Consider the following 15,652-nt stretch of genomic DNA (forward strand, 5'->3'; position numbering starts at 1 on the left):
ACGTGAGTGAGCCCCCGCTGCTGTGAAGTGCGGGGGCTCACAACGTGGTGGGGGCGTACGGCCGGCTGCTGCTTACGTCGGGTCCAAGCCGTGGCTGCGCAGCCACGGGAGCGGGTCGATCGCCGAACCGCCCGCCGGGCGCACCTCGAAGTGCAGGTGCGGGCCGGTCGAGTTGCCGGAGTTGCCGCTGTACGCGATCGGGTCGCCGGCCTTGACCGTCGTACCGGAGGCCACGCGGTAGCTGGAGAGGTGGCAGTACCACGTCTCCGTACCGTCCTTCGCGGTCACGATCATCATGTTGCCGTAGGCGCTGTTCCACTGCGTGCGCACGGTGCCGTCGGTCGCGGCCATCACGGTCGTGCCGTACGAGACGGGGAAGTCGATGCCGGTGTGCACGGACATCCAGTTGACGCCGGCCTGGCCGAAGTAGGCGCTGAGGCCCCTCTGTGCGACCGGGAGCGCGAACTTGGGGCGCAGCCGCTCCTTGCGGGCCGCCTCCTCCGCCGCCTTCTTCTTCTCGGCCGCCTGCTGGGCCTTGAGGTCGATGCGTTCCTGCGTACGGCTGGCCCGGTCGGCGAAGTCGTCGGCGCCCGCGGAGAGGCTCTCCAGCTGGGTGTCCAGCTTGTTGTTCGCGGCGGACGGCTTGACGGACTTGGTCGTCGCGTCGGACGCGGACGCCGAGGTGTCCTTGCCGTCGCTCATGCTGCCGACGGAGGCGGCGGCGATGCCCGTGACCCCCATGACGCACGCGGAGGGCACCGCGATCTTCATCAGCGCGGAGCGCTTGGCGGGCGGACGGCGGCGGGAGCGGCCGGCGTTGCGGGCGGCCATGCGCGAGCCCGGGGCGGGCGCGGGGGCGGGGTCTTCCTGATCGTCGAGGAGCGCGGGCAGCTCACCGGTGGCGCTCAACTCGACGTCATGGGCGGCCGGTTCCTCGTAGCCGACCTGCTCGAACATCGTCGTCGACTGGTGGTCGACGGACTCCTCATGCTGCTGAGTCGCGTCGTCGCCGTCGGAGTTCCACTGCGTGGCGTCGTACGCGCCGGTGTCGAAGGTCTGCGTGCCCCACTGCCAGTGCTGGGTCTGGTCGGCCGCGTTCCCGGACTGGTCGGGCTGGAGCCAGGCGCCCGCGTCCCACTGCCCGCTGACGTCGGCGGCACCGGCCTGCGGCGGGATCGCGGAGAGCTGCTGGTGCTCGCCGGTCCAGCCGGTCGTGTCGTACGCGCCGGTGTCGTAGGCGGCGTGGTGCTGGGCCGCGTACGCGTCGTAGTTCAGGGTCTGATGGCCGCCCGTGGACCACTGATGGGCGTCGTACGACCCGGTGTCGTCACCGGGGAGACTGCCGAAGAGCGGGTCCGTGTCGAAGTGCCCGGTGGTGTGTGCGCCCGTGTCGTAGCCGTAAGTGGCGTAGTCACCGTACTGAGCCTCCTGCGTGCCGTACGACGCGTAGTGCGCCGTGGCATCGGAAGCCGGAGCCGGGGTCGTCATGATCCCCGACGGGTACGGGTCGTTCACCAACTTCTCTTTCGCCTCGACAACAGGGGCTGCCAGAGCAGTGCGGTGACTGTACCCGGCGGTACGCGGGCACGACAATCTTCGGCAGGTTTCGCGCCTTCAGGAAACGGGCATTCGGCCGTGTTTCGGGGGACTGCGGACGCGAGTTTGGCCCTGTGTTCGAAGATTGTTCGATGTTGGACGGCTGTCCGCCGGCTGTTACGCCACTGTCAGGCCGCCGGCGTGGGCGGCGGCTGCGGCTCCTGTCCGGGTCGAGTCGAGGGCCTGCCGTATCCCGGTCGCGACGGCCGGGTGCACCGGCAGGGCGAGATGCCCGATACCGCTGACCCGGATGTTCTGCACCATCAGATCGGGATGGTCGATGCAGGCGGTCTCCAACGGGTCCATCAGATGGTCGAGATCGCTCCAGAAACTCACGAAATGCGTACGGCAGCCGGGCGCCGGGCGGGTCAGTTCCTCCAGGACGTCCGAGCCGGGGCGCATCTGCCGCACGATCGGGTGCGCGTCCGCCAGCGGCACCACCCGGGTGCCGGAGTGCGGGGTGCCGAGCGTGACCAGCGTGCGCACCCGGAGGTCGCCGCCGAGGCACTGCACGTAATAACGCGCGATCAGCCCGCCCAGGCTGTGCCCGACGACATCGACCTGCTTGCTGCCCGTGCGCTCGCAGATCCCCTCTATGTGCCGGCCGAGCAGCTCGGCCGCGGTGCGGATGTCGCACGTCAGGGGGGAGTAGTTGAGCGACTCGACCTGCCGGTGCCCGTGCTGGAGCAGGCTGCGGCGCAGGAGTACGAAGACCGAGCGGTTGTCGATGAAGCCGTGCAGCAGGACGACCGGCGGCTTGGCCTCCGTCGGCAGCTGCGCGGGGCCGTCCGGGGAGGGGAGCGGGACGGCCGGCGCGCGGCGCTCTTGCAGGACGCCGGAGGGATAGAGCAGGAGGTGTCCGGCCAGGATCGCGATCTCCAGGGCGGTCGCCTTCAGCAGCGCCACGGACAGGCCCGCCAGTCTGCTCGGGAGCAGCCGCTGACAGAGCGGAAGAAAGGGCGCCACTGCCCTGGTGACCTTCATGGCCGACCTCCTGTCGGCACACGTGAGGACGGCTCTGTCCCCCGTGTGCCCTCGTGGGAGGGCGCGATCGAGGCCTTCGGCGCGGCATGCGGAGGGCGCGTGGGGTGAGTGCGGCGCGCGGCGCGGGTGGAGCGTGCTGCGCCGATGACGTGACGAGGCTCCTTGCCGGTGTGGCGACGAGGCTCCCCGCTGTCGTGCCTTACCTGCCCTACGTGCCCTTCGTGCCGGCGCCGACGCGTCGCACCGTCACGTCGCGCGGCCCGCGGCGCGGTGGTGCGGCGACCTCGTTGCGGCTCCCGTTGCGCTTGCTCCCGCTGCGGTACGGGTGCCGCGGTCTTCTGCGGTCCCTGTGCCGCAAAGACTCGGAACGGTGCGCGGCGAACGTGTCCCACCGTGTGATTTCCCCCTCGGTCAGCACCGCGAAACTGCGGGTTACGGGATGCTGGAGATAACGTTCGTTCACTTCCTCGTACGACGGTGTGTGAGGAAGACGGAGTCGCTTGCTGGAGGCAGTGATGGGTGTGGCAGCCGGTCCGATCCGCGTGGTGGTGGCCAAGCCGGGGCTCGACGGCCACGATCGCGGGGCCAAGGTCATCGCACGGGCCCTGCGCGACGCGGGCATGGAGGTCATCTACACCGGCCTCCACCAGACCCCCGAACAGATCGTCGACACCGCGATCCAGGAGGACGCCGACGCGATCGGCCTCTCCATCCTCTCCGGCGCCCACAACACCCTCTTCGCCGCGGTCATCGACCTCCTCAAGGAGCGCGACGCCGCGGACATCCTCGTCTTCGGCGGCGGCATCATCCCCGAGGCCGACATCGCCCCCCTGAAAGAGAAGGGCGTCGCGGAGATCTTCACTCCGGGGGCGACGACCCAGTCGATCGTGGAGTGGGTCAGGGAGAACGTGCGGGAGTCGGCGGGGGCGTAGTCCATCCGGTACGCCTGGCTTGCGGGCAGGCGTGCCGCTAGGGGCGGCTCCCGACCCAAAGAGAGGCGGCACCCCGCTGGCGCCGGGCCGCGCGAGCCACCCCCGCCCAGCCCCCACGCACCGCACCCGAACTCCTACGCCGCCCCCAACTCCGCAGCCATCGCCGCACGCAACCGCAACGTCGTGACCAGCCTCTGAAACGCCTCCGCCCAATAGCCCCCCGCCCCGGGCGACGCGTCCTCCGACTCGTCCGGCACCGCCATCAACGCGTCCAGCCGCCCCGCCTCCGAAGGATCGAGGCACCGCTCGGCCAGCCCCATCACCCCACTGAAACTCCATGGATAACTCCCCGCGTCCCGAGCGATGTTGAGCGCGTCCACCACAGCCCGCCCCAGCGGCGCGGCCCACGGCACCCCACACCCCCCGAGCAACTGAAACGCCTCCGACAACCCGTGCGCCGAGATGAACCCCGCCACCCACTCGGCCCGCTCGGCGGAGCCCAACGTGCCCAGCAACTTGGCCCGCTCCGCCAGGGACACCGCTCCCGGCCCCCCGGCCTCGGGCGCCGCGGGAGCGCCCAGCAGCGCCCGCGCCCACCCGGCGTCCCGCTGCCGCACCGCCGCCCGGCACCACGCCGCGTGCAGTTCGGACCGCCAGTCGTCCGTCACCGGCAGCGCCACGATCTCCTCGGGCGTCCGTCCACCGAGCCGCGCCGACCACGTCCCCAGCGGTGCCGCCTCCACCAACTGGCCGAACCACCACGACCGTTCACCCCGTCCCGCCGGAGCCTTGGACACGACACCGTCCCGCTCCATGCTCGCGTCGCACTCGTGCGGAGCCTCAACGGTGAGCGTCGGCGTCTCCCGCGTACGGTCCAGCGCCACGCACGCCGACGCCCGCACCGCCATCCGCGCGGCGAGCGCGGAACCCGGCAGCGCCGACAGCAACTCGGCCGCCGTCGCCCGGACATTACGGCTCCGGTCGGCCAACGCCTGCTCCAGGAACGGCTCGTCCTGCGCGCCGAGCCCCGTCCGCAGCGAGTCGAGGAACATCAGCCGGTCCTCGGCCCGCTCCGTCCCCCACGTCGTCACCAGCAACTCCCGCGCGGCGGCGGGCTCCCGGGCCCGTAGCGCGGCGAGCAGCGCGACCCGCTCCGCGAACAGCCCCTCCTGCCACAGCCGCTGGACCCGAGCGGTGTCCTGCGGATGCGGCAGCGCCGCGTCCCCGCCCGGCGCCGCACGCAGGGCGAACCGCCAGTCCGCGTTCAGCCTGGCCAGCCACAGGGCACGCGGCCCGGCGAACGCCAGCGCCGCCGGCCGCAGATCGGTACGGCCCCGCGCCGCGTCGAGCAGGGCCGGCAGTATCTCCGGGGGCGCCGCGAACCCCCGCGCGTTCGCCACCGCCAGCCACTGCGGCAGCAGCTCCATCAGGTCGGGTGCCGTGCCCCGACGACCGCCACCGCCCGCGCCCGGACGGTCCGCCAGCAGCATCGCCAGCCTGCGGGCCGCGGCGGCGGGCAGCGCGGGGCGCCGGTCCTCGGGCGCCGGTTCCGGCCGCGCCGCCGCACGGGCGGGCCGCAGCCCGGCCCGCCGCCGTACGGTCTCCGTCGCCGCCGCGTCCAGCAGCACGACCGGCGCTTCCCGCCCCGGCACCCCGCCCGCCGGCGGCCGCCGCTCCGTCCCGAGCAGAGCGACGGTGACGAGCTCCTCCCAGACGCCCTGCGCGGGCGCATCCACAGGTGTGGACGTGCTGTTCATGCGGGTCCCTTCCGTAGGGCGCCTCGGTGGTGACACCGCGTGCGTCGGGTGCATCGGGTGACACAGGCGTCGGAGCCGGTGTGTGCTGTGCGGTTGCTTCGGGTGGCGTGGACGTTGTCGTCGGTGCGGGCAGTGCGAGTGATGTGCGTGTCGTCGTCGTCCGTGTGCGCGGTCCGGGCGGTACGGCTGATGTGGGTGTCGTCGTCCCCGTGCTTGTGCTGGTGCGTGTCAGCGGGTGCCGTGCGGCCGGTGCGGGTGGCGTGGACGTTGGTGTGCGTGTCTGCTCCCAGGTCGATGAATGGGGATCGGCGTCGGGGTGCGCGGGTGTCGCGCGGCCGGTGCCGGTGGTGCGGGCGTCCATGGACATCCGCGTGTTGGTGTTGGTGTTGGTCCGGTCGGGCCTGGCGCTGTCGCGTCGGCTGTCGGACCGAGCCGTGCGGTGTTGTGGTTGTGCCGGCTGGCGGAGCGCGCCGCTCGGGCGGGGCGGCTCAGTACAGCCGTACCGGCTCGCCCGTCCCCTCCGGCCAGGCCGTCAGCGGGGTGAAGCCGCGGTGGCCGCACTCGCCGAAGACCTTGACCGGGGCGCCGCCGGAGAGGGCGACCAGGCGCCACAGGCCGGGGCGGGAGCGGGCGGTCGGGGTGAGGGGGAGGGCCGTCTCCTCGTCGGCGTCCGCCAGTTGCCAGGTGTCGCCGTCCGGGGCCGGGACCACGCGGTCGAGGGTCACCGGGACGGAGTCCAGCCAGGGGTCGTCGCGGAGGGCCTCGCCGTAGCGGGCGGCCGCTTGGCTGGTCGATATGCCCGGAGGTCTGGTCGGTGAGGGCGCGGGTGGCGCGAACTGTTCGCCCAGGGCGGCCCGCAGCTGTCCGGCCCCCGGGTACGCCGACACCTCGGCCTCCAGGACCAGCCCCACCGGCAGGGCCAGTTCGGGGGCGCGGCCGGCGGCGCCGTAGGAGAGGAGCAGGGCGGTACGGCCGGACTCGGCGCCGTACAGCCAGATGCGACGGGTCGTCAGCTTGGCGTCCGCCGTGTCGTACTGGGCGAGCACCAGCCAGCGGTCCCGCACTGCCGGTCCGTCCGCCGAGGCGGGCAGACCGATACGGGAACGGACCGTCGCCGCGAGGCCGTCGGGCAGCCCCTCCCGGTGCAGCCAGCCCTGGTCGAGGAGATGGAGGAGCGCGCACTCCTCCAGCAACCGCACCGGCCACCCCGGCCCGGACGCCGGGATCGCACCCAACTCCCGCACTCTCGCGGCGAGTCCGGGTGCCTGGGCGTCGACCATACGGGCCGCCGTCTCCTCCCACAGCCCGTACCCCGCCTGCTCCGCGCCCGCCAGCCCGCCGCGCAGCAGGTCCGCGAGGCGCTGCTCCAGCTCCGTCGCCCCCGCGGTGACCAGCGTGGCCCGGCGCTCCGCTCTGCGCCGCGCCGCCTCCGGATCACCGGTGCCGGTGGCGGACGGTGCCGTCCCCTTCTTCTCCTCCGCGCGCTTCCGCCTCCCCGCCAGCCACTGCTCGGCCCAGTCCGGTGCCTGCCCCCGCGGCACCGCCCCGTCCTCGCCCGCCCAGAGCAGCAGCAGCCCGAGTGCGTGCTTGCACGGGAACTTGCGGCTCGGGCAACTGCACTTGTACGCCGGCCCCGACACGTCCGCGATGTCGACGACCGTCTGATACGGCTTGCTGCCACTCCCCTTGCACAGCCCCCACACCGTCCCCTCGTCGGAACTCCCCGCCTCGGACCACGGCCCCGCCGCCCCGAGTTTGCTTCCCGCTTTGCGTGACGCGGCGTCAGGCGCCAGCGCCAGCACCTGGTCCGCGCTCCAGCGCACCCCCTGCTGAGTCATGTCTTCGACGGTAGATCCCACCACTGACAATCGGTCCGGCGAGCGGCCTCGCCAGCACGTTTTCGCAGGTCGGATCGCGTTGTCAGTGGCGTGGTGCAACGTGGATGCCAGATCCGAACCGGCCGAGCTGGAGGGGGCTCTCAGCCATGTCTGTGTCCGTGGACGCGATGTCCGTCGAAGCATCCGCATCACCCGAGCACGAGCGGTCGGAGGAGTTGCGGCCGCACGCCGAGGACACCTTCGCCGCCGAACTCGCCGCGCTGGCCGCACAGGACGACCGCCCGCGCCCGGCCCGCTGGAGGATGTCGCCGTGGGCGGTGGCGACGTACCTGCTCGGCGGCACCCTGCCCGACGGCACCGTGATCACACCGAAGTACGTGGGCCCGCGCCGCATCGTCGAGGTCGCCGTCACCACGCTCGCCACCGACCGGGCCCTGCTTCTGCTCGGCGTGCCCGGAACGGCAAAGACCTGGGTGTCCGAACACCTGGCCGCCGCCGTCAGCGGCGACTCGACCCTGCTGGTGCAGGGCACGGCCGGCACACCGGAGGAGGCGATCCGGTACGGCTGGAACTACGCGCAGCTGCTCGCGCACGGTCCGAGCCGCGACGCGCTCGTCCCCAGCCCGGTGATGCGGGCCATGGCGGAGGGGATGACGGCGCGAGTGGAGGAGCTGACCCGAATCCCCGCCGACGTCCAGGACACGCTCATCACCATCCTGTCCGAGAAGACGCTGCCGATACCGGAGTTGGGGCAGGAGGTGCAGGCCGTCCGCGGCTTCAACCTCATCGCCACGGCCAACGACCGCGACCGCGGGGTCAACGACCTCTCCAGCGCCCTGCGCCGCCGCTTCAACACGGTCGTGCTGCCGCTGCCGGAGAGCGTCGAGGCCGAGGTCGACATCGTCTCGCGGCGCGTCGACCAGATCGGCCGCTCCCTCGACCTGCCCGCCGTGCCGGAGGGGATCGACGAGATCCGCCGCGTGGTCACCGTCTTCCGTGAACTGCGCGACGGCGTCACATCGGACGGCCGCACCAAGGTCAAGTCGCCCAGCGGCACCCTGTCCACGGCCGAGGCCATCTCCGTCGTCACCAACGGCCTCGCCCTCGCCGCCCACTTCGGCGACGGCGTACTGCGGGCCGCCGACGTCGCCGCGGGCATCCTCGGCGCCGTCGTCCGCGACCCGGCCGCCGACCGCGTCATCTGGCAGGAGTACCTGGAGGCCGTCGTGCGGGAGCGGGACGACTGGAAGGACTTCTACCGGGCCTGCCGGGAGGTGAGCGCGTGAGCGGGGACGACCTGGGGTGGGGGCGCCCGGGCGGGGGCCAGGGATCGGGTGGATCCGGCGGATCCGGGGGGGCCGGTGGCTCGGGCGGGAGTCAGGGGTCGGGCGGATCGGTGGTCATGGGGGAGTGCGGGGGAGTCGTCGGTGGGGTTGAGGGCGGCGGTCGGTGATCGGCGGTCTGTGGTTGGCGGTCGGGGGCCAGGGGTTTCTGAGGGGAGGGGGACGGTGTGACGGGATGTGAGAGGGGCGGGGCCGTGGGGGACGTGAGTGGGGCGGCTGGGGTGCCTGCCGATGGGGTCGCTGTCGGCAGGGAGCCGCTGTTGCTCGGTGTGCGGCATCACGGGCCCGGTTCGGCGCGGGCCGTGCGGGCGGCGCTGGACGCGGCTCGGCCGAGGGTCGTTCTGATCGAGGGGCCGCCCGAGGCCGACGCGCTGATCCCGCTCGCCGCCGAGGAGGACATGCGGCCGCCGGTCGCGCTCCTCGCCCACGCCGTCGACGAGCCGGGCCGCTCGGCGTTCTGGCCGCTCGCCGAGTTCTCCCCGGAGTGGGTGGCGATCCGCTGGGCCCTGGAGCACGAAGTCCCGGCCAGGTTCATCGACTTGCCGGCCACGCACTCGCTGGCTTGGGGGAGCGACGTGGCGGCCGACGGGACTGACGGGACTGAAGATTCAGGTCGGGTCGACGGGACTGACGGGACTGAAGAATCAGGTCAGGGCAACGGGATTGACGGGACTGACGGGACTGAAATTCCCGGTAAGCCCGATGTTCGGGTCGATCCTCTCGCCGTGCTTGCCGAAGCCGCCGGTTATGACGACCCGGAGCGGTGGTGGGAGGACGTCGTCGAGCACCGGGGGGCCGGTGGTGGGGACGTGTTCGCGCCGTTTGTCGCGCTGGAGGAGGCGATGGGGGCGCTGCGGGAGGAGTACGGGAGCGGGGGGCATGAGCGGGATCTCGTGCGGGAGGCGTATATGCGGCTCCAGGTGCGGGCGGCGCAGCGGGAGTTCGGCGGCGGGGTGGCTGTGGTGTGCGGGGCGTGGCACGTGCCCGCGCTGCGGCGGAAGACGGCTGTTGCCGCCGACCGGGCGCTGCTGAAGGGGCTGCCCAAGGTCAAGGCGGACATGACGTGGGTGCCGTGGACGTATCGGCGGCTGGCGCGGGTCAGTGGATATGGGGCGGGCATCGACTCGCCGGGTTGGTACGGGCATCTGTTCGGTGCGCCCGACCGGCCCGTCGAGCGGTGGCTGACCAAGGTGGCGGGGCTGCTGCGGGAGGAGGACCGGATCGTCTCCTCGGCCCATGTCATCGAGGCGGTGCGGCTCGCGGAGACGCTCGCGGCGATGCGCGGGCGCCCGCTGGCCGGGCTGAGCGAGACGACGGATGCCGTGCGGGCGGTGATGTGCGAGGGCTCGGACGTACCGCTGTCGCTGGTGCACGACCGGTTGGTCGTGGGGGACGTACTGGGGGAGGTGCCGCAGGCGGCGCCGGCGGTGCCGTTGCAGCGGGACCTCGACCGGACGCAGCGTCGGCTGCGGCTCAAACCGGAGGCGCTGGGACGGGAGTTGGAGCTCGACCTGCGCAAGGAGACCGACGCGGCGCGCAGCACGCTGCTGCACCGGCTGCGGCTGCTGGGCGTCGGGTGGGGCGAGCCGGGGGTGTCGCGGGGTAGTACGGGGACGTTCCGGGAGAGTTGGCGGCTGCGCTGGGAGCCCGAGCTGTCCGTGCGGGTCGCCGAGGCGGGGGTGTGGGGTACGACGGTGCTCGGCGCGGCGACCGCCAAGGCCGAGGCGGACGCCGTCGCCGCGCAGAGCCTCGCCGACGTCACCGCGCTCGCCGAGCGCTGCCTGCTGGCCGAACTGCCGGAGGCCCTCCCCGTGGTGATGCGGGTCCTCGCCGACCGAGCTGCCCTCGACGCCGACGTCGGCCACCTCGCCCAAGCCCTGCCCGCCCTGGTCCGCTCCCTGCGCTACGGCGACGTCCGCAGCACCGGCACCCACGCCCTCACCGAGGTCGCCGCGGGCCTCGCCGAACGCGTCTTCGTCGGCCTCCCTCCGGCCTGCGCCGCCCTCGACACGGACGCGGCGGAGGAGATGCGACGGCATCTGGACGCGGTGCACGGGGCGGTGGGGCTGCTGGGGGACGCGGTGGCAGCGGGATGGGCGGCACCGGGCGGAGAGGCGGTGCCGGGCGCGGCTCTGGACGGCGATGGACGGGGGGACTCTGCCGACGTCGCCGTGCCAGGTTCCGAGGCTCACGCACAGGGCGTGGCCCCCGAGTCGGCGGAGTCGGCTCGGTCCGGTGCGCCCGTGCCTAACCCCGTACACGTCGCGCTCCCCTCTCCCCACGGCGACCTCCGTCCGCGCTGGCGGTCCGTACTCCGCGTGCTGTCGGCGCGGGACAGCGTGCCCGGGGTCATTCGGGGGCGGGCCGTGCGGTTGTTGCTGGATGAAGGGGAGTTGGGGCAGGACGAGGCCGCGCGGTTGATGGGGCTCGTGCTGTCGGTGGGGACGCCGCCGGCGGACGCGGCCGCGTGGATCGAGGGGTTTGTCGGCGGTGGTGCCGGGGGCGGGCTGCTGCTCGTGCACGACGAGCGGTTGCTCGGGCTGGTCGACGCCTGGTTGACCGGGGTGTCGGCGGAGGCGTTCACGGATGTGCTGCCGCTGTTGCGGCGGACGTTCTCGGCCTACGAGCCGGGGGTGCGGCGGACGCTCGGGGAACTGGTCCGGCGAGGGCCGGGGGAGAAGGCGGGAACTGCGGCCGGTCGCGCCGGAATACCTGGCTTCGCAGCCGACCTCGACACGGCACGCGCGGACGCCGTGCTGCCGGTAGTGCGGCTGCTGCTGGGGATGGGCGGCGACGGCAGCGGCGGAAACGGGCACGGCGCCGGCGGGATCAGGGACGGCCGCGGTACCGGTGGTGGTGGCCGGGGCTCGGGTGACAACAACCTTGTGGGGGTGGGGATATGACGATCGATCTGTTGAGCCGACCCAACGCGCGGAGCGAGGCTGCGGACGCCGCCGGAGGTGAGCGAGGGGTGCGAGCCGGGGACGGTTCGGGGGACCGTCAGGTGCCTGCCGTGCGGGTGATGCCGCTCTGGGCGCGGCCCCTGGCCGGCCGTCCCGCAGGGGTGCGCGCTCTCACGGAGGTGGGCGGATGACCATCGAGGCCATGGACCCCGCGCAGGAGCGGTTGCGGCGGTGGCGGCTCGTTCTCGGGGGTGAGGCGGCCGACGGTACCGGGTGCACGCTCGGTGGGCGGGACGCGGCGATGGACGGGGCGCTGGCCGCGCTGTACGGGAAGGGGGAACGGCAGGGACAGCAGTCGGGGCGGGAGCGTTCCGCGGGGCTGGGGGCCTCGGCGCCGTCCGTGGCGCGGTGGCTCGGGGACATCCGGACGTACTTCCCCTCCTCCGTGGTGCAGGTCATGCAGCGCGACGCCATCGACCGGCTCGGACTCGCCACGCTGCTCCTGGAGCCGGAGATGCTGGAGGCGGTGGAGGCCGATGTGCATCTCGTCGGCACGTTGCTCTCGCTGAACAAGGCGATGCCGGAGACGACGAAGGAGACGGCACGGGCCGTCGTGCGCAAGGTCGTCGAGGATCTGGAGAAGCGGCTCGCCACGCGTACCCGGGCGACGCTCACCGGTGCTCTCGACCGCAGCGCGCGTATCAGCCGGCCCCGGCATCAGGACATCGACTGGAACCGCACGATCGCGGCCAACCTCAAGCACTATCTGCCGGAGTACCGGACGATCGTGCCGGAGCGGCTCATCGGGTACGGGCGGGCATCGCAGTCGGTGAAGAAGGAGGTCATCCTCTGCATCGACCAGTCGGGGTCGATGGCGGCGTCGGTCGTCTACGCGTCCGTGTTCGGGGCGGTCCTCGCCTCCATGCGGTCCATCAACACCCGGCTCGTCGTCTTCGACACCGCGGTCGTCGACCTCACCGACCAGCTGGACGATCCGGTCGACGTCCTCTTCGGCACCCAGCTCGGCGGCGGCACGGACATCAACCGGGCGCTGGCGTACTGCCAGTCGCAGATCACCCGGCCCGCGGAGACGGTGGTCGTGCTGATCAGCGACCTGTACGAGGGCGGGATCCGGAACGAGATGCTGAAGCGGGTGGCGGCGATGAAGGCGTCGGGGGTGCAGTTCGTGACGTTGCTCGCGCTGTCCGACGAGGGGGCGCCCGCCTACGACAGGGAGCACGCGGCCGCGCTCGCCGCGCTGGGCGCACCGGCCTTCGCCTGTACGCCCGATCTGTTCCCGGAGGTGATGGCGGCGGCGATCGAGAAGCGGCCGATCCCGATACCGGACACGGCGTGATGGGGCGATCGGAGAGGTGCACGGTGGAGTGAAGGGCGGGAAATCGGGGGTGATTTGTCGACCCGGTGACATCCGTATTCGGCCAGCAAAACGGACATGAGTCGCATCGGTCACGGGGGGCTTGCGCAACCTCCGCACTGCCGTGCGAGTATCGGTGCCTCGTCAGCGGTGCGTCGCGCACCGCTCGTCCCTGCCGCGTCGCGCCGACTCATCGCTCGTCACGCGTCATTCGTTCCGCCGTACGGGAGGACCCGTCCCCTTGACCTGGCCGGCCGCACTGCCCGGTGCCGCTCTGCGCAGTCTGCGCACGGCGGCCGGGCGGCGTGCGCTGCACCTGGTGCTGCTGGTGGGCGGGTTGGTCGTGCTCGGGTTCCTCTGCGGGGGACAGGCGAGCGCGGCGGAGGACGTACCGACAGCGGGGACGTCCCTAACGTCGACGGTGGCACCGGACGTCCTTCCCCTGGACGCGCTGGGCGAGACGGTCGATGCGAGCATCTCCACGGTCTCCACTGTTTCCGCCGTTGTTCCCACGTCGGCCGACGACAAGGTGCTGCGGCCCGTCGGTGACCTGGTGGAGACGGTGACCGAGCAACTGGGCGAGGTGCAGGCGCAGTTGCCGGCGCTTCCGCTTCCGTCTCTTCCCGAGGAGCCGAGCCTTCCGGAGCTGCCGGGGCTGCCGGAGGTTCCGACCGTTCCGGCTCTTCCCGGTGTGCCCTCGGCTCCGGCGCAGACGCTGCCGGCCGCGGCGACGCCTCAGTCGGAAGCCCCCGTGGCCGACTCGTCCGAGGGCGACGACTCCGGGACGCGCTCCGGTGAGGGCGCGGTGGCCGAGTTCTACGGTCCGCCGTCCGTCGGCGGTTCCTCGACGGCGGGTACGGCTACGCGGGCCGGCGGGCCTTTCGCGGCGCAGGGTGCGCACGCGCCCGTACCGCAGGTGCCCGGGGGTGACCCGGGTGGGGCGCCGGTCAATCGGCCGTCGGCGGACAGTGGTTCGTCGCGGCACGGGGACGCGCAGGCCGTGTCCCTGAACCAGCGGGCACCGTTGCGGCTCGTGGCCGGTGCCGCCGCGCGGGATGACGCGTTCGGCACCCGGGACAGGCACCGGGACATTCCGGTTTCCCCGGCATAGGGCAGACGCCCTGCCCCCTCCGCCGTAGACCTGTCGCGCGGGGGCGGAACAGGTCTGCCCGCCGTCCGGACGCCTCTCTCGTGCTCCGGATGTATCCGACGAAACCGACGTAGCCGTGACCGGCACCGCAGGACCCCGCCCGGGGCATCGCGGTCGGAACCGGCACCGGAATGTCCCCAGCCCTCCGAAGCCCGGAGTCTCCACGGAGCGCTCCCCTGGGCCTTCGGACCTCCAGGATCTAAGGATCTGACGTACGCATGAACAAGAACATCCGCCGCTCCATCGTCATAGCCGCCGGAGTCACCGGCGCGTGGGCGCTCGGCTCCAGCGTGGCCAGCGCCGATGAACTGCCCGCCTCCTCGCTGTCCGTGTCGGACACGACGACCGACGTCACGGACGCCCTGACCGACACGGTCGACACGATCGACGGGGTCGTCTCCGGCGTCGACGACACGGTCGCCGGCGTGACCGCGTCATCGACGGTCGAGGACACCACCGCCGGGGCCACCTCCACGGCCACGAAGACGCCCTCCGGGACGGTCTCCGAGACCGTCGGCACCGCCCAACAGGCGGCGGCTCCCGTAGACGCCGTCCCGCAGACCGCCAAGGCCTCGAAGATCAAGGGCGCCGCCGCCATCCAGGGCGCGAAGGCCGCCCGGGCCGCGCAGGCGCACGTACAGGCGCAGGCCAAGGCCACGGCCGAGGAGACGGTCACCGCCGCCCGCGCCACCGTCTCCGATGCCACCACCCCGCAGGACGAGGTCGACTACCTCTTCGGGCCCCTCGCCGCCTTCGCCCCCGAGCTGGAGCGCGCCCTCGCCGGTGCCCAGACCAAGCTCCAGGGCGCGCAGTCGGCAGCGCGCACCCAGACCCAGGGCGTCGACGGCGTCGTACGTACGAAGGCGCAGCAGACCCTCTCGGGCGCGGGCCGCACGGCCGCCGGCGTGCAGCAGCGGGCTCTCGGCACCGTCGGCGGAGTGCGCGAGGAGGCTCTCGCCACCGTCACCGCCCTCCCCGCCACCCTCACTCCCCTCCTCGACGAAACCCTCGCCGCCGCAGTCCCCCCGCTCGCCACCACCGCCGTCGACGGCGTGCTGCCGGTCGCCGGGCACGTCGTGGACGGTGTCGTCCCGACCGCCGGGCATGCCGTCGCCGGGGTCGCCTCCGCCGCCACCGGTGCCGTCGCCGACCTGCACCCCGTCGTGGACGGTGTCGCCACCGACGTACCCGACTACGCCACCGGCCTGGTCGGACAAGTCGCCGCCGATGCCACCGGCGCTGTACTGCCGCCCGTCGTGAACACCGCCGTGCACGGGGTGGTCCCGGTCGCGGGGCAGGCCGTCGGGGACGCGGGTGGGCTGGCGTACGGCGTGGTCGGGGACGCCCGGACCGTCGTGGGCGGCATTACACCGCTCGCGTACGGCGTGACCGGGCACACCGCCGGTCTCGCCCACGGTGTGACGGGGGAGGTCCAGCCCTTCGTGGACGGTGTCGTCGAGCCGGTCGTCGATGTGGTCCAGCCGATCGCGGGCAGCGCCGGTGACCTCGCGTACGGCGTCACGGGCGAGGTCGGGCCCTTCGCGTACGGCGTCGTCGGTGACGTACAGCCCGTCGTCCAGGGCGTCGCACCGGTCGTCGGGCACGCGGTCGACGGGGTCAGCCCGCTCGCCGGGCATGCCGTCGCCGGTGTCCAGGGCGTCGCCGAGTCGATCACGCCGGGTTACGCGCAGCGGCAGTACGGCGGCAGCGGCGCGTATATCGCCTGACCGGCATCTCACCTCCGTCTCACTCCCCTCTCACCCGACTCCGTGAG

The 15,652-nt window shown here is 72.9% G+C and carries 10 protein-coding genes; 6 read left to right on the plus strand and 4 right to left on the minus strand.

Going from position 1 to position 15,652, the window contains the following annotated elements:
- Window positions 1-72: 72 nt before the first annotated feature.
- Window positions 73-1,488: a M23 family metallopeptidase gene (locus ABZ928_RS31610; protein WP_361526706.1), complete on the minus strand. Its 1,416-nt coding sequence runs from the start codon at window positions 1,486-1,488 to the stop codon at window positions 73-75.
- A 225-nt stretch (window positions 1,489-1,713) separates the two neighbouring features.
- The gene (locus ABZ928_RS31615; RefSeq protein ID WP_361526381.1) at window positions 1,714-2,580 is read right to left on the minus strand and encodes an alpha/beta fold hydrolase; all 867 of its coding nucleotides are present in this window, start codon (window positions 2,578-2,580) and stop codon (window positions 1,714-1,716) included.
- A 515-nt stretch (window positions 2,581-3,095) separates the two neighbouring features.
- On the opposite strand from ABZ928_RS31615, the gene ABZ928_RS31620 reads away from it, so the two are divergent.
- On the plus strand, window positions 3,096-3,512 hold the full coding sequence (locus tag ABZ928_RS31620) for a cobalamin B12-binding domain-containing protein (RefSeq protein ID WP_361526384.1): 417 nt from the start codon (window positions 3,096-3,098) through the stop codon (window positions 3,510-3,512).
- Between the two features lie 134 nt (window positions 3,513-3,646).
- Here the strand turns inward: ABZ928_RS31620 and ABZ928_RS31625 are convergent, their stop codons facing one another.
- Both ABZ928_RS31625 and ABZ928_RS31630 read right to left on the minus strand, forming a co-directional pair.
- Window positions 3,647-5,269 carry a DUF5691 domain-containing protein gene (locus ABZ928_RS31625; RefSeq protein ID WP_361526386.1) on the minus strand — a complete coding sequence of 541 codons (1,623 nt, stop codon included), beginning with the start codon at window positions 5,267-5,269 and terminating at the stop codon, window positions 3,647-3,649.
- 488 nt (window positions 5,270-5,757) lie between these two features.
- Window positions 5,758-7,107 (minus strand): SWIM zinc finger family protein, encoded by a 1,350-nt coding sequence (locus tag ABZ928_RS31630; protein WP_361526389.1) that lies wholly within the window; start codon window positions 7,105-7,107, stop codon window positions 5,758-5,760.
- 146 nt (window positions 7,108-7,253) lie between these two features.
- Between ABZ928_RS31630 and ABZ928_RS31635 the strand changes: the two genes are divergently transcribed.
- From ABZ928_RS31635 to ABZ928_RS31655, 5 genes are all read left to right on the plus strand, one after another.
- Window positions 7,254-8,393, plus strand: a complete 1,140-nt coding sequence (locus ABZ928_RS31635) for an AAA family ATPase (protein ID WP_361526392.1) — start codon at window positions 7,254-7,256, stop codon at window positions 8,391-8,393.
- A gap of 314 nt (window positions 8,394-8,707) precedes the next feature.
- The gene (locus ABZ928_RS31640) at window positions 8,708-11,353 is read left to right on the plus strand and encodes a DUF5682 family protein (protein ID WP_361526708.1); all 2,646 of its coding nucleotides are present in this window, start codon (window positions 8,708-8,710) and stop codon (window positions 11,351-11,353) included.
- 187 nt (window positions 11,354-11,540) lie between these two features.
- Entirely contained in the window at window positions 11,541-12,710 is a 1,170-nt protein-coding gene (locus tag ABZ928_RS31645; protein WP_361526395.1) for a VWA domain-containing protein, read from the plus strand.
- A 259-nt stretch (window positions 12,711-12,969) separates the two neighbouring features.
- The gene (locus ABZ928_RS31650) at window positions 12,970-13,839 is read left to right on the plus strand and encodes a hypothetical protein (protein ID WP_361526398.1); all 870 of its coding nucleotides are present in this window, start codon (window positions 12,970-12,972) and stop codon (window positions 13,837-13,839) included.
- Between the two features lie 257 nt (window positions 13,840-14,096).
- Window positions 14,097-15,605 carry a hypothetical protein gene (locus tag ABZ928_RS31655; RefSeq protein ID WP_361526401.1) on the plus strand — a complete coding sequence of 503 codons (1,509 nt, stop codon included), beginning with the start codon at window positions 14,097-14,099 and terminating at the stop codon, window positions 15,603-15,605.
- Window positions 15,606-15,652: the final 47 nt, after the last annotated feature.

The sequence above is a fragment of the Streptomyces sp. NPDC046909 genome (genome assembly GCF_040644695.1).
In the GTDB taxonomy this organism is placed as follows: Bacteria; Actinomycetota; Actinomycetes; order Streptomycetales; family Streptomycetaceae; genus Streptomyces.

Bases quoted from the DNA above. Each gene is read 5' to 3' on its own strand.
- ABZ928_RS31610 (WP_361526706.1), bottom strand. From the start codon at position 1,488: ATGACGACCCCGGCTCCGGCTTCCGATGCCACGGCGCACTACGCGTCG.
- ABZ928_RS31615 (WP_361526381.1), bottom strand. From the start codon at position 2,580: ATGAAGGTCACCAGGGCAGTGGCGCCCTTTCTTCCGCTCTGTCAGCGG.
- ABZ928_RS31620 (WP_361526384.1), top strand. From the start codon at position 3,096: ATGGGTGTGGCAGCCGGTCCGATCCGCGTGGTGGTGGCCAAGCCGGGG.
- ABZ928_RS31625 (WP_361526386.1), bottom strand. From the start codon at position 5,269: ATGAACAGCACGTCCACACCTGTGGATGCGCCCGCGCAGGGCGTCTGG.
- ABZ928_RS31630 (WP_361526389.1), bottom strand. From the start codon at position 7,107: ATGACTCAGCAGGGGGTGCGCTGGAGCGCGGACCAGGTGCTGGCGCTG.
- ABZ928_RS31635 (WP_361526392.1), top strand. From the start codon at position 7,254: ATGTCTGTGTCCGTGGACGCGATGTCCGTCGAAGCATCCGCATCACCC.
- ABZ928_RS31645 (WP_361526395.1), top strand. From the start codon at position 11,541: ATGACCATCGAGGCCATGGACCCCGCGCAGGAGCGGTTGCGGCGGTGG.
- ABZ928_RS31655 (WP_361526401.1), top strand. From the start codon at position 14,097: ATGAACAAGAACATCCGCCGCTCCATCGTCATAGCCGCCGGAGTCACC.